22 protein-coding genes and 1 pseudogene are annotated in these 23,710 nt (G+C 70.3%); 18 read left to right on the top strand and 5 right to left on the bottom strand.

Annotated features, from left to right (window positions below):
• Positions 1–25: 25 nt before the first annotated feature.
• From AC3B5L_RS13600 to AC3B5L_RS13545, 12 genes and pseudogenes are all read left to right on the top strand, one after another.
• A complete protein-coding gene (locus AC3B5L_RS13600; RefSeq protein WP_280564620.1) occupies positions 26–1,045 on the top strand; it encodes a Bug family tripartite tricarboxylate transporter substrate binding protein in 1,020 nt (339 codons plus the stop codon).
• A gap of 1 nt (position 1,046) precedes the next feature.
• Complete coding sequence (locus AC3B5L_RS13595; RefSeq protein WP_490095870.1) at positions 1,047–1,607, top strand: tripartite tricarboxylate transporter TctB family protein; 561 nt, start codon at positions 1,047–1,049, stop codon at positions 1,605–1,607.
• Positions 1,607–3,155, top strand: a pseudogene (locus tag AC3B5L_RS13590) (tripartite tricarboxylate transporter permease). The gene AC3B5L_RS13595 and the pseudogene AC3B5L_RS13590 overlap by 1 nt, the downstream one beginning before the upstream one ends.
• 47 nt (positions 3,156–3,202) lie before the next feature.
• Positions 3,203–4,000 carry a sulfite exporter TauE/SafE family protein gene (locus AC3B5L_RS13585; protein ID WP_259954433.1) on the top strand — a complete coding sequence of 266 codons (798 nt, stop codon included), beginning with the start codon at positions 3,203–3,205 and terminating at the stop codon, positions 3,998–4,000.
• A 60-nt stretch (positions 4,001–4,060) separates the two neighbouring features.
• Positions 4,061–4,516 carry a MaoC family dehydratase N-terminal domain-containing protein gene (locus AC3B5L_RS13580; RefSeq protein WP_259954427.1) on the top strand — a complete coding sequence of 152 codons (456 nt, stop codon included), beginning with the start codon at positions 4,061–4,063 and terminating at the stop codon, positions 4,514–4,516.
• Positions 4,513–4,917: a MaoC/PaaZ C-terminal domain-containing protein gene (locus tag AC3B5L_RS13575; protein WP_062632840.1), complete on the top strand. Its 405-nt coding sequence runs from the start codon at positions 4,513–4,515 to the stop codon at positions 4,915–4,917. Before AC3B5L_RS13580 ends, AC3B5L_RS13575 begins: the two co-directional genes overlap by 4 nt.
• Positions 4,914–6,044 carry a UDP-N-acetylmuramate dehydrogenase gene (locus AC3B5L_RS13570; protein ID WP_187662229.1) on the top strand — a complete coding sequence of 377 codons (1,131 nt, stop codon included), beginning with the start codon at positions 4,914–4,916 and terminating at the stop codon, positions 6,042–6,044. Before AC3B5L_RS13575 ends, AC3B5L_RS13570 begins: the two co-directional genes overlap by 4 nt.
• Positions 6,041–6,751: a FadR/GntR family transcriptional regulator gene (locus tag AC3B5L_RS13565; protein ID WP_187662228.1), complete on the top strand. Its 711-nt coding sequence runs from the start codon at positions 6,041–6,043 to the stop codon at positions 6,749–6,751. Before AC3B5L_RS13570 ends, AC3B5L_RS13565 begins: the two co-directional genes overlap by 4 nt.
• A gap of 136 nt (positions 6,752–6,887) precedes the next feature.
• Complete coding sequence (locus AC3B5L_RS13560; protein ID WP_259954424.1) at positions 6,888–8,315, top strand: four-carbon acid sugar kinase family protein; 1,428 nt, start codon at positions 6,888–6,890, stop codon at positions 8,313–8,315.
• The gene (locus AC3B5L_RS13555) at positions 8,312–9,202 is read left to right on the top strand and encodes an NAD(P)-dependent oxidoreductase (protein ID WP_259954422.1); all 891 of its coding nucleotides are present in this window, start codon (positions 8,312–8,314) and stop codon (positions 9,200–9,202) included. The genes AC3B5L_RS13560 and AC3B5L_RS13555 overlap by 4 nt, the downstream gene beginning before the upstream one ends.
• 39 nt (positions 9,203–9,241) lie before the next feature.
• A complete protein-coding gene (locus AC3B5L_RS13550; RefSeq protein ID WP_490095869.1) occupies positions 9,242–10,663 on the top strand; it encodes a GntP family transporter in 1,422 nt (473 codons plus the stop codon).
• Between the two features lie 94 nt (positions 10,664–10,757).
• Positions 10,758–11,159, top strand: a complete 402-nt coding sequence (locus tag AC3B5L_RS13545) for a VOC family protein (RefSeq protein WP_187662224.1) — start codon at positions 10,758–10,760, stop codon at positions 11,157–11,159.
• 83 nt (positions 11,160–11,242) lie between these two features.
• Here the strand turns inward: AC3B5L_RS13545 and AC3B5L_RS13540 are convergent, their stop codons facing one another.
• Both AC3B5L_RS13540 and ald read right to left on the bottom strand, forming a co-directional pair.
• Positions 11,243–12,472, bottom strand: a complete 1,230-nt coding sequence (locus AC3B5L_RS13540) for a pyridoxal phosphate-dependent aminotransferase (RefSeq protein ID WP_259954421.1) — start codon at positions 12,470–12,472, stop codon at positions 11,243–11,245.
• Positions 12,473–12,553: 81 nt separating this feature from the next.
• On the bottom strand, positions 12,554–13,648 hold the full coding sequence (gene ald, locus AC3B5L_RS13535) for an alanine dehydrogenase (protein ID WP_268776668.1): 1,095 nt from the start codon (positions 13,646–13,648) through the stop codon (positions 12,554–12,556).
• 106 nt (positions 13,649–13,754) lie between these two features.
• Here ald and AC3B5L_RS13530 point away from each other — a divergent pair, with 106 nt between their 5' ends.
• A complete protein-coding gene (locus AC3B5L_RS13530) occupies positions 13,755–14,273 on the top strand; it encodes an Lrp/AsnC family transcriptional regulator (protein ID WP_187662221.1) in 519 nt (172 codons plus the stop codon).
• 16 nt (positions 14,274–14,289) lie between these two features.
• Here AC3B5L_RS13530 and AC3B5L_RS13525 read toward each other — a convergent pair whose 3' ends face one another.
• The 3 genes from AC3B5L_RS13525 to aceA form a co-directional block, all read right to left on the bottom strand.
• The gene (locus AC3B5L_RS13525) at positions 14,290–14,721 is read right to left on the bottom strand and encodes a hypothetical protein (RefSeq protein ID WP_259954419.1); all 432 of its coding nucleotides are present in this window, start codon (positions 14,719–14,721) and stop codon (positions 14,290–14,292) included.
• Positions 14,722–14,810: 89 nt separating this feature from the next.
• The gene (gene aceB / locus AC3B5L_RS13520; RefSeq protein WP_259954418.1) at positions 14,811–16,445 is read right to left on the bottom strand and encodes a malate synthase A; all 1,635 of its coding nucleotides are present in this window, start codon (positions 16,443–16,445) and stop codon (positions 14,811–14,813) included.
• 126 nt (positions 16,446–16,571) lie between these two features.
• Positions 16,572–17,897 (bottom strand): isocitrate lyase, encoded by a 1,326-nt coding sequence (gene aceA, locus AC3B5L_RS13515; RefSeq protein WP_259954417.1) that lies wholly within the window; start codon positions 17,895–17,897, stop codon positions 16,572–16,574.
• Positions 17,898–18,142: 245 nt separating this feature from the next.
• Between aceA and AC3B5L_RS13510 the strand changes: the two genes are divergently transcribed.
• The 5 genes from AC3B5L_RS13510 (at position 18,143) to AC3B5L_RS13490 (ending at position 23,703) form a co-directional block, all read left to right on the top strand.
• Positions 18,143–19,588, top strand: a complete 1,446-nt coding sequence (locus AC3B5L_RS13510; protein ID WP_259954416.1) for a helix-turn-helix transcriptional regulator — start codon at positions 18,143–18,145, stop codon at positions 19,586–19,588.
• A 22-nt stretch (positions 19,589–19,610) separates the two neighbouring features.
• Positions 19,611–20,738, top strand: a complete 1,128-nt coding sequence (locus tag AC3B5L_RS13505) for a DUF6226 family protein (RefSeq protein ID WP_259954415.1) — start codon at positions 19,611–19,613, stop codon at positions 20,736–20,738.
• Positions 20,739–20,961: 223 nt separating this feature from the next.
• Positions 20,962–22,065, top strand: a complete 1,104-nt coding sequence (locus AC3B5L_RS13500) for an ABC transporter substrate-binding protein (RefSeq protein ID WP_259954413.1) — start codon at positions 20,962–20,964, stop codon at positions 22,063–22,065.
• Positions 22,065–22,862: an ABC transporter ATP-binding protein gene (locus AC3B5L_RS13495; protein ID WP_187662214.1), complete on the top strand. Its 798-nt coding sequence runs from the start codon at positions 22,065–22,067 to the stop codon at positions 22,860–22,862. Before AC3B5L_RS13500 ends, AC3B5L_RS13495 begins: the two co-directional genes overlap by 1 nt.
• Entirely contained in the window at positions 22,855–23,703 is an 849-nt protein-coding gene (locus AC3B5L_RS13490) for an ABC transporter permease (RefSeq protein WP_187662213.1), read from the top strand. The genes AC3B5L_RS13495 and AC3B5L_RS13490 overlap by 8 nt, the downstream gene beginning before the upstream one ends.
• The last annotated feature ends 7 nt before the right edge of the window (positions 23,704–23,710 follow it).

The following is a 23,710-nucleotide window of genomic DNA, read 5'->3' as shown; positions in this document are numbered from 1 at the left end:
ATCCGAACGCTCAAGGAGGAGCGCCATGAATCATGCCCGCATCGGGACTCTCGCCGCAGCCGTCGCCGCGACCGCCCTCGTCCTCACCTCGTGCTCGACGACCGACGGCGGAGCCGCCGGCTCGGACGGCGGCGATGAGGCGGTCGCCATCACCGACGTGAACATCGTCGTCCCCGCCGACCCGGGCGGAGGGTGGGACCAGACGGGCCGGGCCCTGTCGCAGCTGCTCACGCAGGAGGACATCGTCGGCTCGGCGCCCGTCACCAACGTCGGCGGCGCGGGCGGCACGGTCGGCCTCGCACAGCTCGCCAACGAGAAGGACCCGGCCACGCTCATGGTCATGGGCCTCGTGATGGTGGGAGCGGTGGAGACCAACGCCTCCGCCGTGCGCATCGAGGACATGACACCGATCGCCCGGCTCACGGATGAACCGCTCGTCGTGGTCGTGCCCGCCGACTCGGAGTACGACACTCTGGAAGACCTCGTCGAGGATGTCGTGGACAAGGGCCAGGAGGTCACGATCACCGGCGGTTCCGCGGGAGGAGCCGATCACATCCTCGCCGGGCTGCTGCTCGAGGAGGCAGGGCTCGACGGCGCGGAGATCGCCGAGAAGCTGAACTACACGCCCAACTCGGGCGGCGGCGAGGCGACGTCGCTGATCCTCGGCGGCAAGGTCTCGGCGGGCATCTCCGGTGTCGGCGAGTTCCTGCAGCACATCGAGGCCGGGACCATGAAGGCCCTCGCTGTCTCGTCGGAGGAGCCGGTCACACAGCTGCCGGACGTCGACACGATCACCGACTCCGGATACGACGTCGTGCTCACCAACTGGCGCGGTGTGATCGCCCCGGGCGGGATCAGCGACGCCGAGCGCGCGGAGCTCGAGCGCCTCGTCACCGAGCTGGAGGCGTCCGACGCGTGGAAGGACGAGCTGGAGACGCGGGGGTGGGCGGACGCGTTCCTCACGGGCGCGGAGTTCGACGAGTTCCTGGACGGCAACATCGCCGAGGTCACCACGACGCTGCAGAACATCGGGCTGGTCGGCTGAGATGACGACCGGGTCTTCCGGACCCGGCGAGGAGGTGCGGACCGACGCCCGTCGGTCCGCACGCCTCGTCGCGTCCCTCCCGCGGGGGGAGCTCGTCTTCGCCCTGCTCATGGTGGCCCTCGGCGTGTTCGCGTTCGCCGGGGTCTTCACCATCCATGTGCCCGCAGGCGGCCAGGTGGGGCCCACGGTCTTCCCGCTGTTCGTCTCCGTGCTGCTGCTCGGTTCGTCGCTCGCCGTCGTCGTGAGCATCTTCCGCGGACACCGCGGTGTGCCGGAGGACGGAGAGGACGTCGATCAGAGCCTCCCGACCGACTGGCTGACGCTCGTGAAGATCGTGGCGCTGGTGGTCGCGCACCTGCTCCTCATCGAACCGCTCGGCTGGGCACCCGCCGCGGCCCTGCTGTTCGGCGGCGTCGCCTGGGCGCTCGGTGCGCGGCGCTGGTGGACGGCGCTCCTCATCGGCGTGATCATCGCGCTGGTCGTGCAGGTCGTGTTCGGCGGTCTGCTCGGGCTGTCGCTCCCGTGGGGACCGGCGCTCGGCTGGTTGGGAAGGATGTTCTGATGGACAGCTGGAGTCTGCTCCTCGAGGGGTTCGCGACCGCGCTGCAGCCCCACTACCTCGTCTTCGCCTTCTTCGGCGTGCTGATCGGCACCGCCGTGGGCGTCCTTCCCGGGATCGGGCCGGCGATGACGGTCGCCCTGCTCCTCCCGCTCACCTACACGCTGGAACCCGCCGCAGCGCTGATCACGTTCGCGGGGATCTACTACGGCGGGATGTACGGGGGGGTCGACCACGAGCATCCTCCTGAACACGCCGGGGGAGTCGTCGTCGATCGTGACGGCGATCGAGGGCAACAAGATGGCCAAGCTCGGGAGGGGAGCGGCGGCCCTGGCCACCGCGGCGCTCGGGTCGTTCGTCGCGGGCACCCTGGCGACCGTCGGCCTGACGCTGCTCGCCCCGGTACTCGCGCAGTTCGCCGTGAACCTCGGGCCGGCCGACTACGTCGCCCTCATCGTCGTGGCCTTCGTCACGGTCGGTGCGCTGATGGGGTCCTCCGTGTCGCGTGGCCTGCTGTCGCTCGGCGTCGGTCTGTTCCTCGGCCTGGTCGGCACCGACTGGCTCTCGGGGCAGCAGCGCTACACGCTCGGCCTGCTCCCGTTGGCGGACGGCATCGACGTGGTGCTCGTGGCCGTCGGGCTCTTCGCCGTCGGCGAGACGCTCTACGTCGCGGCCCGCCTGCGGCACGGCGCGATCGACGTGATTCCCGTCTCCCGAGGGTGGCGCAGCTGGATGACGAAGGACGACTGGCGTCGGTCGTGGAAGCCCTGGCTCCGCGGCACCGCCATCGGCTTCCCGATCGGCACGATCCCGGCCGGCGGGGCCGACGTGGCGACCTTCCTGTCCTACGCCGCCGAGCGCAAGCTCTCGCGCCGCAAGGACGAGTTCGGCCGCGGGGCCATCGAGGGTGTCGCGGGCCCGGAGTCGGCGAACAACGCGGCTGCCGCGGGCGTGCTCGTGCCGCTGCTGACGCTGGGCCTGCCGACGACGGCGACGGCGGCGATCATCCTCACCGCGTTCCAGACCTACGGCCTGCAGCCCGGGCCGCAGCTGTTCACCGGACAGGCGGACCTCGTCTGGGCGCTGGTGGCGAGCCTCTACATCGGCAACGTGATCCTGCTCGTGCTGAATCTGCCCCTGGTGGGCATGTGGGTGAAGCTCCTGCAGATCCCGCGGCCGTACCTGTACGCCGGCATCCTCCTGTTCGCCGCCTTCGGGGCGTACGCGCTGAACTTCGCGGTCGTGGACATCCTCATCCTGCTCATCATCGGCGTCCTGGGCTACTTCCTGCGGCGGTACGGATTCCCGGTGGCGCCGCTGGTGGTGGGCATGATCCTGGGGCCGATGGGGGAGGAGCAGCTCCGTCGTGCGCTGCAGCTCAGCCAGGGCGACCTGACGACGCTCATCGCGCAGCCGTTCTCCGCGGTCGCCTACGTCATCCTCGCGCTGCTCATCGCCGGCGGGCTGTGGCTGCGGCGCCGGCAGCGCCGGTACGAGCAGGCGCTCACGGAGTCCATCGCGGTGCCCGTCAAAGCGGACTCTGAGGTTTGACCCGGCAACGATTCGGGCGGGGGAGAGGCCGGGAGTAGGCTGATCCGGTGAACGATGCGACGGTCCTGAAACGCGGGCCCCGCGCCTACGCGGCATTCATCGGCATCGGCCTCCTCGCGGGCCTCCTCTCCGGTCTCTTCGGCGTCGGCGGCGGCACGGTCATCGTCCCGCTGCTGGTGCTCCTGCTCGCGTTCGACCAGCGGCTGGCAGCCGGAACCTCGCTGGCGGCGATCGTCCCGACGGCGACCGTCGGCGTCATCTCCTACGCCGCATCGGGCTCCGTCGCCTGGATCCCGGCGCTGATCCTCGCCGCCGGGGCCGTGGTCGGCGCGCAGATCGGCACCCGCCTGCTCCCGCGGATCTCGCAGACCGCCCTCCGCTGGGGCTTCGTCGGCTTCCTCGTCGTCGTGATCGTGAGCCTCTTCCTCGTGATCCCGTCGCGCGACGCCGTCTTCGAGCTCACCTGGCTGACCGGGATCGCCCTGGTGGTCGTCGGAATCGGCACCGGCGTCCTGGCCGGCCTCATCGGCGTCGGCGGCGGCGTCATCGTCGTCCCGGTGCTCATGCTCGCGTTCGGGACGAGCGACCTCGTCGCGAAGGGCACCTCGCTGCTCATGATGATCCCGACGGCTCTCTCCGGCACAGTCGGCAACCTCCGCAACCGCAACGTCGACCTCCTGGCCGCACTGCTCATCGGCGTCTCGGCGTGCACCACCACGGCCCTCGGCGCGTGGCTGGCGACCATCGTCGACCCGACCGTCGGGAACCTCCTCTTCGCCGCGTATCTCATGGTGATCGCCGTGCAGATGGCCCTCAAGGCCGTCCGCGGCCGCCGGCGCGGCTGACCCGGTTTCCGCCGGCCGCGCCCGGACCGGACTGTCGGCGTGCCTCGGTAGGATCGACGGGTGGCAGTGAACCAAGAACTCGTCGGCCGGGAGTTCCCGCCGACCGCCCCCTACCTCGTCGGGCGGGAGAAGGTGCGCGAGTTCGCGCGCGCCGTCTTCGCCGACGCCCCCCAGCACACCGACGTCGAGGCCGCCCGTACAGCCGGCTTCGCCGACGTCGTCGCGCCGCCGACCTTCGCGATGGTCCTGCAGGACCTCACGCTCCAGCAGCTGCTGGCCGAGCCGGACTCCGGCATCGTGCTGGCGCGCACGATCCACGCGGAGCAGCGATTCCGCTACACCAGGCCGATCGTCGCGGGAGACGAGCTGACGGCGCAGCTGCGTGTCACCGGCATCCGCATGATGGGCGGGAACGCCATGATCACGAGCGAGGCCGAGATCACCGACGAAGCGGGCGCGCACGTGGTGACCGCCACCAGCGTCCTGCTCGTCGGCGCCGAGGAGGAGACCGCATGAGCGCGTTCACCGTGGGAGACGTGCTCGCCGAGCGCACCGTGCACCTGACGAGGGAGTCGCTCGTCCGCTACGCCGGAGCCTCCGGCGACTTCAACCCGATCCACTACCGCGACGACGTCGCCGCCGCGGTGGGCCTTCCCGGCGTGCTCGCGCACGGCATGCTGACCATGGGCATCGCCTCGTCGGTGGTCGTGGCCGCGCTCGACCCGCAGACCCGGATCCTCGATTACGGCGTGCGCTTCACGAAGCCGGTGGTGGTCGACCCCGAGACCGGCGCCGATGTGCACGTCGTCGCGACGGTCGGCGCCGTGGACGAGGAGTCCGCGCGCATCGACCTCAAGGTCACGACCGGCGACACCACCGTGCTCGTCAAGGCGCAGCTGCGCGTCGCCGTCCGATGAGCGAGGTCGAGCCGATCCGCCTGGCCGAGCTCACCACGCTCCGCACCGGCGCTGCGCCTGCGCACATGCGCGAGGCGACGACGACGGCGGAGCTCGTCTCGGTCCTCCGCGAGACCTGGGCGGAGGGCGACCCCTGGCTGGTGCTCGGAGGGGGCTCGAACCTCTTCGTCGGCGACGAGCCGTTCGAGGGCACCGTCATCCGCATCCGGACCCGGGGCGTCGAGGAGCTTCCGTCGCCGCATCCCGGTCGCGTCCGTCTGCGTGTGCAGGCCGGACACAGCTGGGACGACCTGGTGTCGTACGCGGTCGAGCGCGGGTACGCCGGGCTGGAGGCGATGAGCGGCATCCCCGGCACGGTCGGCGCGTCACCCGTGCAGAACATCGGCGCCTACGGCCAGGAGATCCAGGAGACCCTCGTCGAGGTCGAGCTGATCGATGAGGGCTCCGACGAGATCTCCACCGTGCCGGCGACGGAGCTCGGGCTCGGATTCCGCACCTCGGTGCTCAAGCATCACCACGGCAGCGAGCCGCAGCGTCGTGCCGTGATCCTGTCCGTCACGGTCGATCTGCTGGTCGCCCGCGAGCGCGTGGTGCGCGGGGAGCAGCTGCGTCGCGCCCTCGGCCTGACCGACGACACCCCGGTGCCGCTGACCTGGGTGCGCGAGCGCATCCTCGCCACCCGCGCATCGAAGGGCATGCTGCTCGATGCGGACGATCCGGACACGCATGGCGTCGGCTCCTTCTTCCAGAACGCGATCGTCACGGCCGCTCAGGCCCGGTCCCTCCCGCCGGAGTGCCCGCGGTGGCCGGTGGCCCCCGACCTCGACGCGGTCACCGTCATCCCCCTCGCCTCGTACGACGGGCACGTGCCGCCGACGAAGACCGAGGCCCCCGACGTGAAGGTGAGCGCCGCGTGGCTCATCGAGCAGGCGGGCATCCGCAAGGGGTTCAAGCTGCCCCGCTCGCGGGCGTCCGTCTCGACCAAGCACGCCCTGGCGCTCACCAACCGGGGTGGTGCCACGGCGGCCGAGGTCGCCGAGCTCGCCCGTTTCATCCAGAACCGCGTGCACGCCGAGTTCGGCCTCGTGCTGCAGCCGGAGCCCGTGCTGGTGGGCGTCGACCTGTGACGAAGGTCGAGCGGGTGTCGCGGACGCAGGCGGTCGTGGACGGACTGCTCGACGCCATCATCGCGGGCCGGCTCGAGGCCGGGCAGCCGCTGCCTCCCGAGGGGGAGCTGGCGGAGCAGTTCGGGGTCTCCCGTCTCACGATGCGCGAGGGTGTCCGTCTCCTGCAGGCGCAGGGCGTGATCGTCGCCGTTCCGGGCACCCGGCACCGCATCGCGCCGACCGACGAGTGGACGGGCCTCGACGCGGTCGTCCGGCACGCCCAGAGCGCGGGCGCTCGTGAGCGCTCGTCGCTGGAGATGCTCGAGATGCGCATGATGTTCGAGACCGGAGCAGCGGAGTTCGCGGCGGGTCGGCGCACCGAGGAGCACCTCGCCGAGATGGCCGCACTCCTCGAGGAGATGCAGGCGGCCCACGAGCGGGCCGACGTGGATGCGTTCGTCGCGGCGGACCTCGCCTTCCACGACGTGATCATCCGCGCGGCGGAGAACCGCATCCTCGTCGCCTCGATGCGTCCCCTCACGACGATGCTCCAGGCGACCCGCAGTGAGACGAGCGCCATCCCGGAGATCCGCGAGCACGCGCTGGCCGAGCATGCGGCGGTGCTGGAGGCGATGCGAACCGGCTCCGGCGCGGCCGCTCGTCAGGCCATGCGCAGTCACATGCGCCAGACCCGCGACGACCTGCTGCACTTCGTCCACGGTCGCTGATCCGCGCGCTCCCCGTCGGTTTGGAGCCGCGATGATCGTGAGGTACGCTCGTCGTTATCTGATATCGGATAACGATGCAGATTCCCCTGGTCCGTGGCCCCCACCACGGACCATCTCCCGGAACGAAGGAGTTCGTGTGCACATCGACGCCCTGCTGGCCCCCCTGCCTGCACCTGTCGCCGTCACCGCCGCCGACGTCCGTGCAGAGGTCGATCCCACGGATGTGCTGGTCGTCCTGGACGACGACCCCACCGGCACGCAGTCGGTCGCGAACCTCCCCGTCCTCACCCGGTGGGAGCGTGCCGACCTGGACGAGGCGCTCGCCACCGGCGCCGCCGCGGTATACGTGCTCACGAACACCCGGTCGCTCGACGAAGACGCCGCGGCCATCCGCAACCGCGAGATCGTCGACGTGGCTCTCGCCGCCGCCGAGGCCCAGGGGCGGCGCGTCACGTTCGTCTCGCGCGGCGACTCGACGCTGCGCGGGCACTTCCCGCTCGAGACCGACGTCCTCTCCGCGGAGATCGGCTCCCGCTCCGGTCGCGCCCCCGCGCTGACCCTGCTCGTCCCCGCCTTCCCCGACGCCGGCCGGATCACGGTCGACTCCGTGCACTACTGGGTGACCGACGGCGAGGCGACCCCGGTGGGCGAGACCCCCTTCGCGGCCGACGCGACCTTCGGCTACGCGTCCTCAGACCTGCGCGAATGGGTCGCCGAGAAGACGGGTGGCCGCATCCCGGCGTCCGCGGTCGCGGGCCTCGACATCCGCACCATCCGCGCGGGCGTGGACGCCGTGGCCGGCTTCCTCGCAACCCTGACCGACGGCACGGTCGTCGCGGTCGACGTGGTCGAGGAATCCGATATGCGCGTCGTCGCTCTGGCGCTGCACCGCCTGCGGGACCGCGACGTGCTCCTCCGGGTCGGCCCGCCCTACGTGCGCGCGCACATCGGGCAGGAGATCGCCGATCCGGTACGCGCGGAGGACATCCCCTTCGCGCACGACCGCGGCGGCCTCGTGGTCGTCGGCAGCCACGTGCCGCTCACCACCGCCCAGCTCGAGGCCCTCACGGCAGCTCGACCGAACACCCGCACGATCGAGCTCGACGTGCGCGCCCTCATCGGCCCCGAGCGCGAGACCCACCTCGAGACGCAGGCGCACGCGGTCGCCGACGCCCTCGCCACGGGTACCGTGATCGTGCACACCACCCGCGAACTCGTCACCGGCGCCGACGGTGACGAGAGCCTCGCGATCGCCCGCCGCATCTCCAGCGGAGTGGTCGACCTCGTGCGTCGAGTGCTCGCCATCGCGCCGCCCCGCTTCGTCATCGCGAAGGGCGGCATCACGTCGAGCGACGTCGCCAGTGAAGCGCTCGAGATCCGCCGGGCCACCGTGCTCGGCCCCATGCTGCCCGGCCTCGTGTCGCTGTGGCAGCCGGAGACCGGCCCCGCGGTCGGCATCCCGTACGTCGTGTTCGCCGGCAACGTCGGCGACGCGGACTCCCTCGTCACCGTCGTCGCCACTCTCGCAGGCGACGATGGAAACAACCCGGAAGGACACTCATGACATCCACCGTCGCTGTCATCGGACTCGGCGCCATGGGGCTGCCGATGGCCACCCGCCTCGCCGAGCGCTTCGCCGTGCGCGGCTTCGACATCGCCGCCGAACGCATCGCTCTCGCGGCGGAGGCGGGCGTGACGCCGGCATCGTCCGCAGCCGACGCCGTGGACGGTGCCGACGCGGTGCTCGTCGCCGTGCGCACCGGCGCGCAGCTCGACGCCCTGCTGTTCGGTGAGGACGGGCTCGCCCCGCACCTCGCCGAGGGTGCGGTCGTGATCCTCACCAGCACGGTGGGGACGGACGGCATCGACGCGATCGCCACCCAGCTCGCCGCGCACGGTGCGCAGCTCGTGGACGCCCCGCTCTCCGGTGGTCCGGTCCGGGCGGGGGAGGGCGACCTCCTCATCGTCGTCGGCGCCACCCCGAGCGCTCTGGAGACGGCGCGCCCAGTGCTCGACCAGCTCGCCTCCACGCTGTCCATCGTCGGCGACAAGCCCGGCGACGGCCAGGCGCTGAAGACCGTCAACCAGCTCCTCTGCGGCGTGCACATCGCCGCGGCCGCGGAAGCGCTCGCCCTCGCGGACGCCCTCGGCCTGGACCGCGCCCGCACACTCGACGCGCTGACCGCCGGGGCTGCCAACTCCTTCATGCTCGGCAACCGCGGCCCGCGCGCCCTGCAGGCGTACGACGAGGACGGCGCGGAGGTGCTCAGCCGCCTCGACATCTTCGTCAAGGACCTCGGCATCGTCGGCGACGCCGCGCGCCGTGCGCACCTGTCCACGCCGGTCGCCGCCGCGGCCGAGCAGCTGTTCCTCCTCGGCGAAGCGCAGGGCCTCGGCGCCCTGGACGACTCCGCCGTCATCCGCGTCGTCGCACCCGAACGACTGTCCTGAGCGCGACGTCGCGCCCTCACTGAAAGAAGAGATCCAGAGATGCTTCCTCTTCCGATCCTCATCCTGATCGGCCTGGCGGGCCTCGGCCTGCTGCTCCTGCTCATCATCCGGTTCAAGATGCAGGCGTTCTACGCCCTCATCCTCGTATCGATCATCGTCGGCATCGCGGCAGGCCTGCCGCTGACCACGATCCCCGCCGACGGCGACACCCCCGAGCAGCTCGGCGTCATCCAGGCGATCATCGCCGGTGTCGGCGGCACCCTCGGTTCGGTCGCGGTACTCGTCGCCCTCGGGTCGATGCTCGGCAAGATCATCGAGCTGTCCGGCGGTGCCGAGTCGCTCGCGGGGCGCTTCACCGGCTGGCTGGGCCCGAAGCGCGTCGGCATCGCGCTCGTCATCGCCGCCGGCATCCTGGCGATCCCGGTGTTCTTCGACGCCGGCTTCATCATCCTCATCCCCATCGTGTTCGCCTTCTCGAAGGTGGCCGGTCTCAACCCGATCAAGTTCGGTCTCCCGGTCGCCGGCATCATGCTCGCCGTGCACGTCGCGGTGCCACCGCACCCGGGCATCGTCGGTGGGTCCGCGATCCTCGGCGCCGACATCGGCTGGGTGACGATCTTCGCGCTCGCGATCTCTGTGCCGCTCGCGGTCCTGTCCTACCTCGTGGCGAAGTGGATCAACACCCGTGAGTTCGCGATGCTCGCCGCCACCAAGGAGATGTACGACAACTTCGGCACGGAGAAGTCGACGCTCACCGGCGGACTCGGCGAGGGCGAGAAGGCGCCGGGCGCCGGCACGGTCCTCGGCCTCATCCTCCTGCCGCTCGTGCTCATCATGCTCGGCACCGCCGTGGCGCCGCTGTTCGAGGCGGGCACGTTCTGGAACGGATTCCTCAGCATGGTCGGCCAGCCGATCTTCGCGCTCATGGTCGCGATCGCCGCCGCGATGTACCTGCTCGGCGTGCGCCGCGGCTGGTCGGCTGCGCACCTCGGCGAGGTCATGGAGTCGGCGCTGCCGGCCGCTGCGGTCATCATCCTCGTCACCGGTGCCGGTGGCGCCTTCGGCCGCGTCCTCACCGAGACCGGGATCGGCAGCGCGGTCGCCGAGGTGCTCGCCTCCAGCGGGATGCCCCTGCTGCTCGCGGTTTTCCTCATCTCGCTCATCATGCGTGCGGCTCAGGGGTCGGCCACCGTCGCGATCGCGACGACCGCGGGCCTCCTCCTGCCCTCGGTCTCCGCGATGGGACTCGACACTGTGCACACCGCGCTGCTCGCGGTCGCCATCGGCTACGGTGGCCTCGGCCTCAGCCACGTGAACGACTCCGGCTTCTGGGTGGTCACGCGGTACCTCGGTCTCTCGGTCAAGGACGGCCTGCGCACGTGGACGCCTCTGACGACGGTGCTCGGGGTCTCCGGATTCGTGCTGACCTGGGTGCTGTACGCGGTGATCCCGGTCTCCTGACCGCGCTCGCACGAACGGCCGTCACCTCCGGGTGGCGGCCGTCCGTCGTTCTCGGCAGGTGGTGACCGGAGCCGCCGCGGACTACGCTCGCGGGATGAGCGGACTGATCCCGTACCTGCTGTTCCCCGGCAACGCCGCCGAAGCACTCGGCCATTACCGCGATGTGTTCGGCGGTGAGCTCCAGCTGATGGACTACGCAAGCGCCGGCCGCCACGACGGCCCGGGCGACGCGGTCGCGCACGGACAGCTCGGCGGTCCGGTCGAACTCGCCGGAGCGGACGCGGGAGCCGATGACGACGCCGTCCAGATGAGCGGGATGTTCCTCTCGCTCCTCGGAACAGCCGACCCCGGAACGCTGACCCGCTGGTACGACGAGCTTTCCGGCGGCGGCCGCGTCATCGACCCGCTGCAGCAGCGCCCGTGGGGAGATGTCGACGGCACCCTCGTCGACCGCTACGGCATCCGCTGGCTGATCGGCTTCCACCCCGAAGACTGACCCGAGACCCCGGGTTCACGCCGAGACCCCCTCCTACCTGCGCAGGTACGAGGGGGTCTCGGCGGTAAAGCGGGGTCTCGGGGTCAGGAGGAAGAGGAGGAGAACAGGCGCTGGAGGCGCTGGACGCCCTCGAGGAGCTGGTCGTCGCCGAGCGCATACGACATGCGGATGTAGCCGGACGGACCGAACGCCTCTCCGGGGACGACGGCGACCTCGGCCTGGTCGAGGATGAGGTCGGCGAGCTCGAGGGACGTCGTCGGGGTCACGCCGCCCCAGGTGCGGCCGAGCAGGCCCTGCACATCGGGGTAGACGTAGAACGCGCCGAGCGGGTTCGGCACCACGAGCCCGTCGATCTTCGACAGCTCCGACACGATGAGCTGACGGCGGCGGTCGAAGGCCTCGCGCATCTTCTCGGCCTCGTCCTGCGGACCGTTGAGCGCCGCGATCGCCGCCTTCTGCGCGACGTTGTTGACGTTGCTCGTGAGGTGCGACTGCAGGTTGCCGGCGATCTTGATGGCGTCGGCAGGGCCCACCATCCAGCCCACGCGCCAGCCGGTCATGGCATAGGTCTTGGCCACGCCGTTGACGAGGATCGTCTGGTTCGCGGCCTCCGGCACGGCATCCACGATCGAGGTCGCCGTCACCGCGGTCCCTGAGCCCGTCGAAGGGTAGGTGAGGTTCTGGTAGATCTCGTCGCTGATGATCCAGATGCCGTGCTCCACGGCCCACTCGCCGATGGCCTTCGTCTCCTCGGCCGTGTACACGGAACCGGTGGGGTTCGACGGCGACACGAAGACGAGGACGGTGGTGCGGTCGGTCCGGGCGGCCTCGAGCTGCTCGACGGTGACCTTGTACTCCTGGTCGGCGCCCGCGAAGACCTCGACCGGGGTGCCGTCGGCGAGACGGATCGCCTCCGGGTAGGTCGTCCAGTACGGGGCCGGGAGCAGCACCTCGTCGCCCGGGTTCACGACCGCCTGGAACGCCTGGTACACCGACTGCTTGCCGCCGTTGGTGACGATGACCTGTGCGGGGGAGACCTCGAGTCCGGAGTCGCGGAGCGTCTTTGCGGCGATCGCCTCGCGCAGCGCCGGGAGGCCGGGAGCAGGGGTGTAGCGATAGCTCGCCGGGTCGGCCAGCGCCTCAGCCGCCGCGTCCACGATGAACTGGGGGGTGGCGAAGTCGGGCTCGCCCGCGGCATACGAGATGACGGGCTTGCCCTCGGCCTTGAGGGCCTTGGCCTTGGCGTCGACCTTGAGGGTCGCGGACTCGGCGATGGCGGACAGCTTGCGGGAGAGAGGAGCGCGTTCGGTCACGGTTACGAGCGTACTCGGGTCGATGCGGCGGATGAGGTGTGGGATGCCGCCAAGATCCGAGGTTCTTTCGGGTTCGACAGGTCAGTCGGTGGAGAGGCCGTGGGCCTGCGCGACGGCGTCCAGCGTGATGCGCCCGCCCTGCACGTTGAGCCCCTTCGCGAGGGCAGCGTCGTCGGAGGCCGCCCGCTCCCAGCCCTTGGCGGCGATGGCCGAGACGTAGGGGAGAGTGGCGTTCGTCAGCGCCCGGGTCGCGGTCGTCGGCACGGCTCCCGGCATGTTCGCGACGCAGTAGTAGATCGAGTCGTGCACCGCGAAGGTCGGGTCGTCGTGCGTGGTCGGACGGGAGCCCTCGAAGCACCCGCCCTGGTCGATCGCGATGTCGACGAGCACGGACCCCGGCTTCATGGCGGCGACCATGTCGTCGGTCACCAGCTTGGGGGCCGCGGCACCGGGGATGAGGACCGAGCCGATGACGAGATCCGCCGACGTCAGCTCCTCGGCGATGTCGTAGCGGCTCGATGCCCGGGTCTCCAGAGCGCCGCCGTAGCGGTGCTCGAGCTCGCGCAGCCGGGGGAGCGCCACGTCGACGACGGTGACCTTCGATCCGAGTCCGAGCGCGTTCGCGGCCGCGTGCTCTCCGGCGACGCCACCGCCGATGACCACGGTCTTGGCCCGGGGAGTGCCGGCGATGCCGCCCAGCAGCATGCCGCGGCCGCCCTGCGAGCGCAGCAGCGAGTGGGAGCCCATGATGACGGACAGGCGACCGGCGATCTCGCTCATCGGCACGAGCAGGGGCAGCGTGCGGTCGGGCAGCTGCACGGTCTCGTAGGCGACGGCCGTCGTCCCTGCGGCGACGAGGGCCTCGGTCAGCGGACGGTCCGCCGCGAGGTGGAGGTAGGTGAAGAGCGTGAGGTCGGGTCGGAGGAAGCCGTATTCCTCGGCGACGGGTTCCTTGACCTTGATGAGCAGGTCGGCCTCTCCCCAGGCGTCGGCGGCGGTGTCCACGATCTCCGCACCAGCCGCGCGGTACGCGTCGTCGTCGATGCTCGATCCGATGCCGGCACCCGACTGCACGAGCACGCGGTGTCCCTCCCGCACGAGCCGATCGGCGCCGGCCGGGGTGAGGGCGACGCGGTTCTCGTTGTTCTTGACTTCGGTCGGGACGCCGATCTTCATCGATCCTCCAGGTGTCGGGGCGCAGGGTGCAGACAAGGATCGCAGAAACGTCGCGAGATGGACAGAATCAGTGAAGAGTCTTCGGCGACGGGTCGAATCCTGAATAATGCTTCGTATGACCACCGCCTCCGCGTCGTCCGAGCCGAACAGCGTTCGGGCGCCCGCCCTCGACCCCATCGACGCGCGGATCGTGCAGCTCCTCACCGCCGACGGGAGGATGACGAACGCGGAGCTCGCCGGGCGACTGGGAGTCGCGCCGTCGACGGCGCACGCACGGCTGCGCGGGCTGATCGAGCGCGGGGTCATCACCGGCTTCCATGCGAGCGTCGACGAACGCGAGCTCGGCGCCGGACTCCAGGCGATCATCGGCGTCAGCCTGCGTCCGGCCGCCCGACGGGAGAGCATCGTCGAGTTCGCCGATCGGGTGCGCGCGCTGCCGCAGGTGATCCAGGTGTTCTTCCTCGGCGGTGACGACGACTTCCTCCTGCACATCGCCGTCGCCGACTCCTCGGAGATGCGCGAGTTCGTGCTCGAGCACCTGTCCGCGCAGAGCAGCGTGGCGTCGACCCGCACGAGCATCGTGTTCGATTACCACCGCAACTCGGTCGCCGCGTCGTTCCACTGAGTCGGCGGGCGGCGACTCAGGTCTCGAACGAGGAGGGGACTGCGCAGTAGTCGGCGAAACGCCGGGTGGGATGGGCCGGATCGGTCACGTCGACCAGGGCGTTCGCCGCGGTGTGCGGGGGCTCGTCCCCCGCGAGCTGCCAGAGGACGTAGTTCCACATCCCGCGCGTACTCGGAGCCACGATCGGGCCCGGGCCGGACACGAGGAGCACAGCTCCGCTGTCCGTGGCACGGAAGGGGCCCACCACGTCGGCGCGGAGGGCGGCTTCGTCCCCGTCAACGGTGTGCGCACGCTCGACGGTCTGGCCCGCCGTGGTCAGGGCTGTCGCGAGGTCGTCCGCGGCTGCGCGGGAGCGCTCGGCATCCGCACCGGCGACCGCGAGCAGTCGTCGTCCGCGCGGATAGAGGTGCAGGAACTCCTCGGCGATGCTGCTCCATACGTCGCTCATGGCTCCAGGCTACGCCCGGCAGGGAGCGGGCGGGCCGGGCACGACGCGGCGATGCCGCAGACCCCACGGCCTGCGGCATCCTCGCGTCGTCAGTCCTCGTCGACCAGGAACCGGCTGTAGGCGCCCAGGGTGAGGAAGGTGGGGAACTCCTCGCGGAGCGCGACCTCGCGGAAGATCTCGGCGGCGTCGTCGAAGCGGTCACGCTCGCGCCTGTCGACCTCGCTGAGCACGTCCGCGATCAGCCCCTCGACGTACTCGACCGTGATGGCCGTGCCGTCCTGCGTGGTGCGGTCCTGATGGATCCACTGCCACACCTGCGAGCGGCTGATCTCCGCGGTCGCGGCGTCCTCCATGAGGTTGTCGATGGCCACGGCGCCGAGTCCGCGCAGCCACGCCTCCAGGTAGCGGATGGCGACGGACACGTTGTCCCGCACGCCCTGCGCGGTGATCGGACGACCGATGTGCAGGTCGAGCAGGTCGCGCGCCTCCACGTGCACGTCGTCGCGCTGACGGTCGACCTGGTCCGGGCGGTCGCCGAGCACGGCGTCGAACTCGGCCTGAGCCGTCGGGATCAGGTCGGGGTGGGCGACCCAGGTGCCGTCGAAGCCGTCGCCGGCCTCGCGCTTCTTGTCAGCCGACACCTTCTCGACCGCGCGTGCCGTCACCTCGGGGTCGCGGCGGTTCGGGATGAACGCGCTCATGCCGCCGATCGCGAAGGCTCCGCGCTTGTGGCAGGTCTGCACGAGGAGCTCGGTGTACGCCCGCATGAAGGGCACCGTCATCGTGACCTCGCTGCGGTCGGGGAGCACGAAGCGGGCGCCGCGGCCGCGGTAGTTCTTGATGATGGAGAAGATGTAGTCCCAGCGTCCGGCGTTGAGGCCCGCGCAGTGGTCGCGCAGCTCGTACAGGATCTCATCCATCTCGAACGCGGCCGGCAGGGTCTCGATCAGCACGGTCGCGCGGATGGTGCCGTGCGGGATGCCGATGTACTCCTCGCTGAAGGAGAACACGTCGTCCCACAGCTTCGCCTCTTCGCTGGACTCGAGCTTGGCGATGTAGAAGTACGGTCCGCGGCCGGCCTCGATCAGCGCCTGCGCGTTGTGCAGGAAGTAGAGACCGAAGTCGACCAGGGAGCCGGATGCCGACGTGGGCCGGCCGGCGCGGTCGATGAAGGTGAGGTGCTTCTCCGGCAGATGCCAGCCACGGGGGCGCATCACGATCGTGGGCGTGCGCTCAGCGGTGACCCGGTACTCCTTGCCCTCGGGGGAGGTGAAGGAGAGCTCGCCGCGGATTGCGTCGCGGAGGGACAGCTGCCCCTCGATGACGTTCTTCCAGGTGGGGCTCGTGGCGTCCTCCTGATCGGCGAGCCACACCCGCGCACCGGAGTTCAGGGCGTTGACGGTCATCTTCGGATCGGTGGGCCCGGTGATCTCGACGCGGCGGTCCTCGAGTCCCGGTCCGGCGCCGGCGACCCGCCAGGTGGTGTCCTGGCGGATGTGCGCGGTGTCCTCTCGGAACTGCGGGTCGTGTCCGTTGCCGATCTCGAAGCGGCGACGCATCCGGTCGGCCAGCCGGTCGTGGCGGCGGGAGGCGAACCGGTGGTGGAGTTCGGTGAGGAAGGCGATCGCCTCCGGGGTCAGGATCTCGTCGTAGCGGTCGCGCATGGGCCCGGCGATCTCGATCGCGGGGCCCTGTCGGGTCGTCTGCATCGGTGCGGTGGTCATGATGGTGTCCTTTGCCTTATGCCGAGCCCCCGGGTTGTCGTCGAGACCCCGGGCTCCCGGCGTGTGCGGGGCGGGGTCTCGACGAGAACCTGGGGTCTCGGGGGAAGTGGGGGGAGAAAACGGGGGTCAGTGGAACTGGGCGGTCTCGGTGGAGCCGGCGAGGGCGAGGGTCGCGCTGTCGGGGTTGAGCGCGGTGGAGATGACGTCGAAGTAGCCGGTGCCCGCCTCGCGCTGGTGCTTGGTGGCGGTGTAGCCGTCGGCCTCGGCGGCGAACTCGGCCTCCTGCAGCTCGACGTAGGCGCTCATGGCGCGCTCGGCATAACCGCGGGCGAGGTAGAACATGGAGTGGTTCAGGGCGTGGAACCCGGCCAGGGTGATGAACTGGAACTTGTAGCCCAGGTCTGCCAGCTCCTGCTGGAACGTCGCGATCTCGGCGTCCGACAGGTGGCGCTTCCAGTTGAAGCTCGGGGAGCAGTTGTAGGCCAGGAGCTTACCGGGGAACTGCGCGTGGATTGCCGTGGCGAACTCCCGGGCCAGCTCGATGTCCGGCTCTCCGGTCTCGACCCAGAGCAGGTCGGCGTACGGGGCGAAGGCGAGGCCGCGGCTGATGACCGACTCGATGCCGGGGCGAACCCGGTAGAAGCCCTCGGACGTGCGCTCGCCGGTGGTGAACTCCCGGTCGCGTTCGTCGACGTCGCTCGTGAGCAGATCGGCGGCGAGGGCGTCGGTGCGGGCGATGATGACGGTCGGAACACCGGCGACGTCCGCCGCGAGACGGGCCGCGTTGAGAGTGCGGATGTGCTGCTGCGTGGGCACGAGCACCTTGCCGCCGAGGTGGCCGCACTTCTTCTCGCTCGCGAGCTGGTCCTCCCAGTGGATGCCGGCGGCACCGGACTGGATGAGCGACTGCGCGAGTTCGTACGCGTTCAGCGGTCCGCCGAAGCCGGCCTCGGCGTCGGCGACGATCGGCGCGAGCCAGTCCTGCGTGATCTCACCCTCGGCGTGCTCGAGCTGGTCCTGCCGGAGCAGGGCGTTGTTGATGCGACGCACGACCGCCGGGACCGAGTTCGCCGGATAGAGCGACTGGTCGGGGTAGGTCTGTCCGGCGAGGTTGCCGTCGGCGGCGACCTGCCATCCGGAGAGGTAGATGGCCTTCAGGCCGGCGCGCACCTGCTGCACGGCTTGGCCGCCGGTGTAGGCGCCGAGCGCCCGGATGTAGTCCTCCGTGTGCAGGAGGTTCCAGAGGTTCTCCGCACCGCGGTGGGCGAGGGTGGCGTCCTCGCGGACCGAGCCGCGGATGCGGACGACGTCTTCGGCGGAGTACGTGCGCTCGACACCGTCCCAGCGCGGGTCGGTGTCCCAGATCTCCTGGAGCTCCGCCGCCGTCTGGACCTGATCGCCGGCGCGCAGGCCGGCGGGGCGCGGGGTGGGGGTCGCTGCGGTGTTCGTCATGGTGTCTCCTCGGATGGGAATCGGCGTCGGTGCCGATGGCGTGCCTCCACTGTGTGTGAAGTTCTGTGCCTCTCCGGTGCCGAATCGAGGAGAAGTTTGCCTGAATTTCTGTTTTCGTGACAGACTCGGCCCGCACGCACCGCTCACGCGGCCTCGCGGGATCAGGAAAGACCCCGGCGCGGCCTCGCGCGGAGCTTCTCCCGTCCCGCACCGACGCGGACGGCGGTGGGCTGAGAGGAGCCGACATGGACGACACCACGGAAGAGACCGACGCCCTCACTGTCGGGCGGCGCATCCGCCAGCTGCGCACCGCGCGGGGCCTGACGCTCGAAGAGCTCGCGGCCGCGGTCGAGCGGGCGCCGAGCCAGATGTCGATGATCGAGACGGGCAAGCGCGAGCCCAAGCTCACGCAACTCCAGGCGATCGCCCGCGCGCTCGGGGTGACCATCGACGCGCTGCTCACGGGGGAGCCGCTTGACGAGCGCAGCGCGATCGAGATCGCCCTGGAGCGCGCGATGAAGGGGCAGACGTTCCAGGCGCTGGGCATCGCGCCGTTCCGCATCGCCAAGAGTGTGCCGACGGAGGCGCTGAAGGCGCTGCTGGCGCTGCAGGGGGAGATCGACCGACTCAAGGACGAGCGCGCCGCGACCCCGGAGGAGGCCCGGCGCGCCAACGTCGAACTGCGGCATCTGATGCGCCGGCAGGACAACCACTTCGCCGAGCTGGAGGCGAAGGCGGCCGAGATCCTCGCGGCCGTCGGCCATCCCGGGGGACCGCTGACCCAGCGCACCGCCTCGGAGATCGCGGCCCATCTCGGCTTCACCCTCCACTACGCTCCCGACCTGCCGCAGACGACCCGCAGCGTCGCCGACCTCGCCAACGGCCGGCTGTACCTGTCGAGCAGCGTCCCGGCGAAGGGAGACGCACGCACCGCGGTGCTGCAGGCGCTGTCGAGCCGCATCCTGGGGCACTCCGAGCCGCGCAGTTACGCCGAGTTCCTCCGGCAGCGGGTGGAGACGAACTACCTCACCGGTGCCCTGCTCATCCCGGAGGCGCACGTCGTCCCCGCTTTGCAGGATGCCAAGCAGCGGAGGGCGATCTCCATCGAAGACCTCCGTGACGCATACTCGGTGTCGTATGAGACGGCGGCGCACCGGTTCACGAACCTCGCGACGCGGCACCTCGACATCCCCGTGCACTTCCTCAAGGTGCATGAGTCGGGCACCATCACCAAGGCGTACGAGAACGACGACGTGAACTTCCCGACCGACCGGCTCGGCGCCATCGAGGGGCAGATGTGCTGCCGCCGGTGGACCTCCCGGGTGGTGTTCGACGAGGACGACCGCTTCAACCCCTACTACCAGTACACCGACACCGGGAACGGCACCTACTGGTGCACCGCCCGTGTGGAGGCATCGAGCGAGGGTCTGCACTCGGTGAGCGTCGGGGTGCGGTTCGATGACACGAAGTGGTTCGTCGGCCGGGACACCCCGCACCGCGGTGTGTCGAAGCACTCGGTCGAGGTGTGCTGCCGTCGGGCTCCCGCCGAGCTGGAGGAGCGGTGGCGCGAGAACTCCTGGCCCAACGTGAAGACCCCGCGCACGCTGCTGGCGACGCTGCCCACCGGTGCCTTCCCCGGCGTGGACACCACCGATGTGTACGAGTTCCTGGAGTCCCACGCGCCCCGGTGATCCCGCTCGGTACGCTCGGTCGATGAGCAGTGCCGTCTTCCCCGGCCCCTTCGGCCCGATGCCCGAGGCGGGTGCCGCCGCGATCCTGTGGATGCCATCGCCGGCGGAGGCCCCGCGGCCGGTCCGCTTCGTCGACGGTTTCGAGCCGTTCGCCGACTTCCTGCGGGGCCTCGGGATCGACCCCGCGCTGCTGGCCGACGACCTCGCGGCGACGTGGGATGTGGTGGCAGCGCGTCCGGAGATCCTCGACCGCCCGGACCTCGCGGCGGCCGCCGCGCGCTTCGTCGGCAACGTCATCGCGGTCGTGCACCCGGCCGCGACCTGGCGGATGACGAGCGAGCCGGAGATCGGGACGAACACCCTCTCCATCCCGGTCGCGGGTCTCGTGCAGGGGATGGTGCAGCAGCCCGACCAGCGGGATGCGTTCCTGCAGATGCTCGCGTCGTGGGAGCAGGACGACATCGATGACGAGGAGATGAGAGCGCTGTCCGCGGAGGATTCCGCTCCCGCGGTCGTCGTCGTCCCGGCGCGCGCGTATGTCCGGCCCGCTCTCCCGCCCCTGACCTTCCACGACGACCGCGGCGAGGTCATCCGTTACGGACGCCGCTGGCCCGATGGCATCGCGCCGGAGGAGTCGTACTCTCGGGAGAGCCACCCGGAGCGCTTCGCACCGCTGCTTCTCGTGGTCGACGCGCTCGTCGAGCACCTCTCCCGCGAGTACGAGGTCGAGGCGCGGCGAGAGTCGGGGGAGGACGGGACGGAGCGCGTCGTGCTCGAACCGGCGCGCGGTGCGCGAGTCGTCATCACGCCGACCGTTCCCTCCGTCAGCGTCGAGGCGGGCGCCCACTTCCACGCGATCGTGCCGTCGTGCATCTGCGATGCCTGCGACGAGACCGCCGAGACGGCGGCGGACGAGCTGGAGCGGATCCTGCTGTCGGTCGCCGCCGGTGGCTTCCGGGAGAAGTATCCCGTCGGCCGCCGCGCGTGGCTGTACACCGAGATCCGGTCGCCGGACGGCGACCGGCGGGAGAGCAGCTCAGGCCCCGCTCCGGAGATGCCCGCGGAGGCGCGAGAGCGCACGGCCGCCCTGCTTCGCGGGCTCGACGACGGCTGGTGGCCCGCCTGGCCGCTCCGCTCGACCCCGGTCTGAATCCGCCCGTCCCGTCCCGTTCCGTCCTGGACACTGTTCCTTCTCGTTCTCTCCCCGGGCCACGGATGCACGACCGTGTTGCGCGCGCACGAGCCGAGGCCCGGGGGAGTCGTGCATCCGTCACCGGATCGTGCGGATGGAGTTAGTTTGATCTTGCTTAGTCAAGATTGACTATGTTACTTTCATCGAGCCATCAATGACGAACGGCCGAGAAGGGACCCTCATGGCTACTTCCTCTGCGGAAACCCGATTCCGCACCACTGCCACCCTGACGTGCGTTCTCGCCGCCACGCTGACGCTCGGAGCATGCTCCTCGCCGGCGCCCGGCGGCGATACCGCCCCCACGAGCGCGGGCGGCAGCGACGCCTGCCAGCGCAACCAGGATGCCGGCACCATCACCTACATCTCCGGCTACGGCTACTCCGCCAGCGCCGGGCAGCTCGACGTGTTCCTGGCGAAGGAGCTGGGCTACTTCGACGACCTCTGCCTCGACGTGGAGATCAACGCGTCCGGTGCGAACGGGCAGCAGCTCGTCGCCTCTGGGCAGGCGCAGTTCACCGCTCTCGGCTCCGCCTCCGATGTGATGCTCGCCGCGGCGAACAGCAAGAACCTCACCGCGGTAGCGACCTACGGCACGACCCCGCCGTTCTCGATCTTCGGCAACGAGAAGCTCACCGATCTCACCGACCTCGAAGGCGGCTCGCTGGGGTACTTCATCAACCTCACGCCCATCGCCTCGGCCATGCTCGATGAGGCCGGGGTCGACGTCTCGAAGGTCGAGATGGTGAAGATGACCAACTACGACCCGACCGTCGTGGTGCGCGAGCAGGTCGACGCGATCGTCGGCTACGCCTCCAACCAGCCGCAGACCCTCAAGGCACAGGACCTCCCGTTCAGCGAGTTCCTGCCCTCCGACCTGGGCGTCGAGGGCACGTACAACGTCATGGAGGTGAACTCGCGCTTCCTCGACGAGCACCGTGAGGTCGCCGCCGACTTCATGCGCGCGAGCCTCAAGGCCCTGCAGTTCTGCCTCGACGAGGCGGACGAATGCATCGACATGCTGGCGGCCCTCGCGGAGGAGAACGGCCAGGGTGCGGCGTTCCCGCGCGATCAGCTCGCCCGTACGTGGGAGGTCGAGTCGGCCTGGGTGCGCGAGAGCGCGGGCGGCAACCCCGGCGTGCAGACCGAGGACATGTGGCAGCCCGAGTACGAGATCGTGCAGGAGTACGGCGACGTCAAGGACCTCCCCGCCATCGCCGACATGATGGACCCGGATCTCGTGGCCGACCTGTACGACGGCGACACCCTCGTCTGGGCGGAGAAGTGATGACCGCGGCACACGGCGCGGGCGTCGAGGTCAGGAACGTCTCGAAGTCCTTCGGTGTCGACGGAGCCCAGGTGACGGTGCTCGACGATGTGAGCCTCACGATCGGCATGGGCGAGTTCGTGTCGGTCATCGGTCCCAGCGGATGCGGCAAGTCCACGCTGCTCAAGGTGGTCGCCGGACTCCTCGACGCCGACTCCGGCACCGTCACGATCGACGGCGAGAGCGTCACGGCGGCCTCCCGCGACAAGAAGATCGGTCTCGTCCCGCAGTCCCCGGCGCTCCTGCCGTGGAAGACGGTGCGCGAGAACGTCGAGCTCCCCGTGCGGATCAACCGCGGGGCCAACGGCGACCGCGCCCTCCGCGACCCCGCCGAGCTGCTGTCGACCTTCGGGCTCGGCCATGCGCTGAAGAAGTACCCGGGGCAGCTCTCCGGCGGTATGCAGCAGCGCGCCGCCATCGCCAGGGCCTTCGTGTTCGACCCGGCGATCATGCTGATGGACGAGCCGTTCTCCGCCCTCGACGAGATGAACCGCGACCTGCAGCGCATCGCCCTGCTGGACTTCTGGCAGTCGAACCGCAAGGCCGTGATGTTCGTCACGCACTCGGTGCCGGAGGCGATCATGCTCTCCGACCGGATCGTGGTGATGGCGGCCCACCCTGGCCGCATCGCCGAGGTGATCGATGTGAACCTTCCGCGGCCCCGGACCGAGGAGGCGTATGCGACGGACGAGTTCCGCGACCTGGAGGCAGTCGTGCGCGGTGCGCTGCGCGCGCAGACGGAGAAGGCCCATGTCTGAGCTGACGATGAGAGACACCACCGCCACCCTCGCCACGGCGCGGCTGAAGGCGCAGCCCCGCCGCGGCATCCCCGGCTGGCTCCGCTGGGGCTCGTGGGGACCGACCCTGATCACGTTCGTGATCGCGGCTCTGCTCTGGCAGATCGTGGCGTGGACCAACCCGTACGTCCTGCCGACGCTGGAGGCCATCGGCGCCAGCCTCGTCGAGGACGCGGGCATGTACTGGTCGAACTTCCTCGTGACGCTGCTGGAGGTCGTCGTCGGGGCCTCCGCCGGCATACTGGCGGGCTTCCTGCTGGCCGTCGTGATGGCCGAGTTCCAGATCATCGAGCGGGCCGTCATGCCGCTGGTCATCATCGTGATGGTGACGCCGATCGTCGCGATCGCCCCGGCGCTGGTCGTCGCCTTCGGGTTCGGCATGGTGCCGAAGTTCATCGTCACCGGCCTCGTGGTGTTCTTCCCGATGCTCGTGAACTCGCTCGCCGGCCTCCGCGACGTGGACCAGAAGGCGTTCGACGTGTTCACGACGCTGCACGCCTCGCGGTGGGAGATCTTCCGCGAGCTGCGGTTCCCCGGCAGCATGCCGTACGTGTTCGCCGGTCTGCGGATCGCACTGCCCCTCGCCGTCGTCGGCGCCGCCGTGGCCGAGTTCGTGGCGGCCGGTCAGCAGGCCGGTCTCGGCTCCCTCGTCACCACCTCGGCGGCACAGGCGAACCTGCCCGTGACCTGGGCGAGCATCGCTCTGCTCTGCCTGCTCGGGGTGCTCCTCATCGTGCTCCTCGCGGTCGTGCGCCGGCGCGTCCTGTGGTGGAGCGACGGCGAGGTCACCGCGAAGGGCTGACCGCACG

It is taken from the genome of Microbacterium sp. C-MGS6 (genome assembly GCF_058140415.1).
Note: the sequence above shows the minus strand (reverse complement) of the source record. Positions and strands in the feature narration are given on the sequence as shown.

Bases quoted from the DNA above. Each gene is read 5' to 3' on its own strand.
- AC3B5L_RS13600 (WP_280564620.1), top strand. From the start codon at position 26: ATGAATCATGCCCGCATCGGGACTCTCGCCGCAGCCGTCGCCGCGACC.
- AC3B5L_RS13595 (WP_490095870.1), top strand. From the start codon at position 1,047: ATGACGACCGGGTCTTCCGGACCCGGCGAGGAGGTGCGGACCGACGCC.
- AC3B5L_RS13575 (WP_062632840.1), top strand. From the start codon at position 4,513: ATGAGCGCGTTCACCGTGGGAGACGTGCTCGCCGAGCGCACCGTGCAC.
- AC3B5L_RS13570 (WP_187662229.1), top strand. From the start codon at position 4,914: ATGAGCGAGGTCGAGCCGATCCGCCTGGCCGAGCTCACCACGCTCCGC.
- AC3B5L_RS13555 (WP_259954422.1), top strand. From the start codon at position 8,312: ATGACATCCACCGTCGCTGTCATCGGACTCGGCGCCATGGGGCTGCCG.
- AC3B5L_RS13550 (WP_490095869.1), top strand. From the start codon at position 9,242: ATGCTTCCTCTTCCGATCCTCATCCTGATCGGCCTGGCGGGCCTCGGC.
- AC3B5L_RS13545 (WP_187662224.1), top strand. From the start codon at position 10,758: ATGAGCGGACTGATCCCGTACCTGCTGTTCCCCGGCAACGCCGCCGAA.
- ald (WP_268776668.1), bottom strand. From the start codon at position 13,648: ATGAAGATCGGCGTCCCGACCGAAGTCAAGAACAACGAGAACCGCGTC.
- AC3B5L_RS13530 (WP_187662221.1), top strand. From the start codon at position 13,755: ATGCTTCGTATGACCACCGCCTCCGCGTCGTCCGAGCCGAACAGCGTT.
- AC3B5L_RS13525 (WP_259954419.1), bottom strand. From the start codon at position 14,721: ATGAGCGACGTATGGAGCAGCATCGCCGAGGAGTTCCTGCACCTCTAT.
- aceB (WP_259954418.1), bottom strand. From the start codon at position 16,445: ATGACCACCGCACCGATGCAGACGACCCGACAGGGCCCCGCGATCGAG.
- aceA (WP_259954417.1), bottom strand. From the start codon at position 17,897: ATGACGAACACCGCAGCGACCCCCACCCCGCGCCCCGCCGGCCTGCGC.
- AC3B5L_RS13510 (WP_259954416.1), top strand. From the start codon at position 18,143: ATGGACGACACCACGGAAGAGACCGACGCCCTCACTGTCGGGCGGCGC.
- AC3B5L_RS13505 (WP_259954415.1), top strand. From the start codon at position 19,611: ATGAGCAGTGCCGTCTTCCCCGGCCCCTTCGGCCCGATGCCCGAGGCG.
- AC3B5L_RS13500 (WP_259954413.1), top strand. From the start codon at position 20,962: ATGGCTACTTCCTCTGCGGAAACCCGATTCCGCACCACTGCCACCCTG.
- AC3B5L_RS13495 (WP_187662214.1), top strand. From the start codon at position 22,065: ATGACCGCGGCACACGGCGCGGGCGTCGAGGTCAGGAACGTCTCGAAG.
- AC3B5L_RS13490 (WP_187662213.1), top strand. From the start codon at position 22,855: ATGTCTGAGCTGACGATGAGAGACACCACCGCCACCCTCGCCACGGCG.